Origin of the sequence: Burkholderia sp. BCC1998, from assembly GCF_905339875.1 — a bacterium.
In the GTDB taxonomy this organism is placed as follows: domain Bacteria; phylum Pseudomonadota; class Gammaproteobacteria; order Burkholderiales; family Burkholderiaceae; genus Burkholderia.
The window spans coordinates 1-3,681 of the sequence record NZ_CAJPHE010000057.1 but is presented as its reverse complement, the minus strand read 5'-3'; the positions used below and the strand labels follow the sequence as shown (position 1 = coordinate 3,681).

General features: G+C 61.9%; 5 protein-coding genes. 3 read left to right on the top strand and 2 right to left on the bottom strand.

What is annotated here, in order from left to right; genetic code table 11:
• Positions 1–306 precede the first annotated feature (306 nt).
• From cueR to U5A56_RS36675, 3 genes are all read left to right on the top strand, one after another.
• Positions 307–711, top strand: a complete 405-nt coding sequence (cueR, locus tag U5A56_RS36685) for a Cu(I)-responsive transcriptional regulator (RefSeq protein WP_044849283.1) — start codon at positions 307–309, stop codon at positions 709–711.
• A 215-nt stretch (positions 712–926) separates the two neighbouring features.
• Complete coding sequence (locus tag U5A56_RS36680) at positions 927–1,073, top strand: DUF3563 family protein (RefSeq protein WP_081053322.1); 147 nt, start codon at positions 927–929, stop codon at positions 1,071–1,073.
• Between the two features lie 114 nt (positions 1,074–1,187).
• Positions 1,188–1,556: a hypothetical protein gene (locus U5A56_RS36675; RefSeq protein WP_082088780.1), complete on the top strand. Its 369-nt coding sequence runs from the start codon at positions 1,188–1,190 to the stop codon at positions 1,554–1,556.
• Between the two features lie 15 nt (positions 1,557–1,571).
• Here U5A56_RS36675 and U5A56_RS36670 read toward each other — a convergent pair whose 3' ends face one another.
• Positions 1,572–2,417: a 23S rRNA (adenine(2030)-N(6))-methyltransferase RlmJ gene (locus U5A56_RS36670; RefSeq protein ID WP_321927353.1), complete on the bottom strand. Its 846-nt coding sequence runs from the start codon at positions 2,415–2,417 to the stop codon at positions 1,572–1,574.
• 111 nt (positions 2,418–2,528) lie between these two features.
• Positions 2,529–3,500, bottom strand: a complete 972-nt coding sequence (locus tag U5A56_RS36665; RefSeq protein WP_321927351.1) for an aldo/keto reductase — start codon at positions 3,498–3,500, stop codon at positions 2,529–2,531.
• Positions 3,501–3,681 lie beyond the last annotated feature (181 nt).

Below are 3,681 nucleotides of genomic sequence, written 5' to 3'. Positions count from 1 at the left end.
ACCAAAAACCCCCGCCCGAAAGGCAGGGGTTTTTGCATTTGCAGCGCAGAAATGCGCGATCTCTGCAGGTGTTGGCGTGATCGTCGGCGGGCAGGAGTCCCTCGATATAAACTGCATGCTGTCCCGAACCGGCAGATTTCGCAGCCACCATCTACCTCAATAAGGACATCCGGATTGCGGTCGATCCGGCCGTCACTGCCCAGGCAGGAACGAAATCTCGCGATTTGATACGATCCAAACGTCGTCGACGAATGCTTGCGTCGACCTTCGTGTTCGAACCAGTGCTTGATGGAGAGAGGGCAGGGAATGAATATCGGCGACGCGTCGCGCGAATCCGGCGTCAGCGCAAAAATGATCCGGTACTACGAGCAGGTCGGCCTTCTTGCGCCGAGCAAGCGGAGCGACGCCGGATACCGCATCTACGGTTCGGATGACGTCCATATTCTGCGTTTCATCCGCCAGGCGCGGCGGCTCGGTTTTCTCGTCGAGGATATTCGCAAGCTGCTGATGCTCTGGCAAGACCGCTCCCGTGCCAGCGCTGAAGTGAAGTCGATCGCCCTCGAACACGTGGCCGAACTCGACAAACGCATCGCGGAATTGAGCGACATGCGCAATACGCTTGCCGATCTCGCCGCGCACTGCCATGGTGACGGACGACCCGAATGCCCGATCTTGGCGCGCCTGGCCGACCCGGTCAGTGAACCAGATTAGTGCACATCCTCGAGGCTGAATGGGAGCCTCGATTCAATATCCTTAAGAATCATGGAGTTGAGGCAGATAGTTTGCAAACCATTCCAAACAGGAATGGCTTCCATGCAAGCATTTCACTAGCATCTTGGTGCGGCATCGCTATAATTCGGGATAACCCTATACGGGAAATCCCTGAATCTCGATTCGCCAGGGGTCCCCCTTCCTTGGAGAACATCATGATCGCCTACATCGTTGAAAAGCTGAGCAACTGGTTCGAATCCGCAGAGCGTGAACGCCGTGAGGCTTACCTCGCGTCGTCGTCGGACATCGTCCAGCTCGAGAGCCGCATCCGCTCGCTCGAAACCAACGGCTACTCGCTGTAATCGGAGTCACCGTCAGGTGCCGTGTGGCACCGAGCGAAAAGCAAGCCCCGTGTTGACGGGGCTTTGTTTTTTTGTGCGTCCGATCTGGCGAAATCGTCGGCGTGGCGCTATGGTATGGACCTGCTTTTCAACCGGAAGAACACGACCATGCGTTTGCGTCTCGATGTGCGTCACGTTTCCCGCGCGCGTCTCGCTCTGGGGGCCGCGGTGCTCGCTCACGGCATGGCGGCTGGTGCGGCGACATCGTCCCGGCCGCTGATTCTCGATACGCAACGCGGGATCCAGGATGGCAAGGGCGGCCTGGTGTTGCAAACGGCTCCGTTATCGTCCGAGCCGATCGTTGAGCCCGCAGGCATGCGAGCGCCGGCAGGGCAGGGACCGAATTCTTCGGTCCCGCTGTTTGTCGCGCCGTATATCAATGTGCCGGGCTGGGGTGGGTCGCCGGCCAATCAGCCAAGACCCGCGCCAAGACCGCAGCCGTAACGGAAAACCGTTCGCTCAGTTCCCGCGGTGCTCGATCTGGCACCGCGCGCCGCTGTCCTGTCCCAGGCGCTCGACGAGATAGGGCAGCGCTTCGTTCATGCTCTGCGCGAGCGTGTACGGCGGATTCAGGATGAACATTCCGCTGCCGTAAAGGCCCAGGCCATCTGCCGGCGGATTCGATACCGTCAGCGTCAGGTGCAGCCAGTTGTTCGGCTGCAGGCGCTTGAGCTGCTCCGGAAAACGCTGCGATTCCACCCGCGCAACCTGCGGATACCAGATCGCGTAACAGCCCGTCGCGAAACGCTTCAGGCATTCCGTCACGCAAGTCACCGTGCGCGCGTAGTCCTTCTTGTCCTCATAGGACGGATCGATCAGCACGAGCGCGCGTCGCGGCGGCGGCGGCAGCAGCGCCTTGATGCCCTCGAAGCCGTCACCGGCGAAAATCATCGCGCGGCGCCCCGCATCGCGGAAGTTGTGACGCAACACGTCGATTTCCGTCGTGTGCATTTCGAACAGGCGCATCCGGTCCTGCTCGCGCATCGATCGCCATGCGAGATATGGGGAGCCCGGATAGTAGTGCAGCTCACCGTCGTCGTTCAGCGCGCGCACCTCGTCGACGTAGTCGCCGAGCGCCTCGGGCAGGTTCTTTTCGTTCCACAGCGGCCCGATGCCGGTGTCGAATTCCCCTGTCTTGGCGGCATAACCGTCGCGCAGCGAATACACGCCGGCACCGGCGTGCGTGTCGATGTACCAGTACGACTTGTCTTTCTTGTTCAGGTAGCGCAGCAGCTGGACGACGACGGCGTGCTTGAGCACGTCCGCGTGGTTGCCTGCGTGAAAACCGTGACGATAACTGAGCATGGCTGGCTGCCTGAAACGAAGGGTGAATCGATGAAAACGGATGATCGCGCGGGGCCGTCGGGCCGCGCGCCAATGCGGCCGCGTATTGTACGCGAGTGGGCGTGAGCCGCCTTACTCGTATGCATCGCCGACGGCCTCCTCGATGCGTTGCTTGATCTCCGGCGTCAGTTTCTCGGCAACGTCGAGCGCGCGCATGTTGTCGCCGATCTGCTCGATTCGCGAGGCGCCCGTAATGACCGAACTCACGCGCGGATTCGCGAGTACCCATGCAATCGCGAGCTGGGCGGTGCTGCAGCCGAGTTCGGCCGCGATCTCGCCGAGCCGTTCGACCACATCGTTGCTGACCGGATCCGTCAGCCGTTCGCGGAGCCAGTCGTAGCCCGGCAATTGCGCGCGGCTGCCCGGCGGTACGCCGTTCCGGTACTTGCCGGTGAGCAGCCCCGATGCCAGCGGGCTCCAGGTCGTCAGGCCGAGGCCGTAGTCGTGATAGAGCCGTGCGTATTCCTGTTCGACCCGGGTACGGTGGAACAGGTTGTACTGCGGCTGCTCGACGACCGGCTTGTGCAGATGGTGCCGCTCGGCAATCTCGTACGCGGCGCGGATCTCGTCGGCGCTCCATTCGGACGTGCCCCAGTACAGCGCCTTGCCGCGTACGATCATGTCGCTCATCGCCCAGACGGTCTCCTCGATCGGTGTGTTCGGATCGGGGCGATGGCAGTACACGAGGTCGACATGGTCGAGCTGCAGCCGGCGCAGCGAGCCGTCGATCGCGTTCAGCAGATATTTCCGGTTCAGTGTGTGGTACTGGTTCGGCGCTTCCGCGAGCCCCCAGAAGAACTTCGTGGACACGAGGTAGCTGACGCGCGGCCAGCCGAGCGACTTGAGCGCCTGGCCCATGATTTCCTCGGATTTGCCACCGGCGTAGACCTCGGCGTTGTCGAAGAAATTGACGCCCGCATTGCGGGCCGCCGCAAGGCATTCGCGGGCGACCCGCTGATCGACCTGGTTGCCGTAGGTGACCCACGAGCCGAGCGAAAGCGCGCTGATCTGCAGGCCGGAGCGGCCTAGCCGTCGATAGTGCATGGGAATCTCCCGCGACTCGGAACCGACCTTAAGCTTAGACGTTTTGCGCGCGAACGGCGGGGCCGATCGTGCACAATAGCGGCTGGCCTTCACCTGCACGACCGCGACGAAAGCGGATGCAGCGGGGCGCGCTTTTTCGATCCGATAACGGAAGGAGACGGACATGGCAGCAGATCTGAAC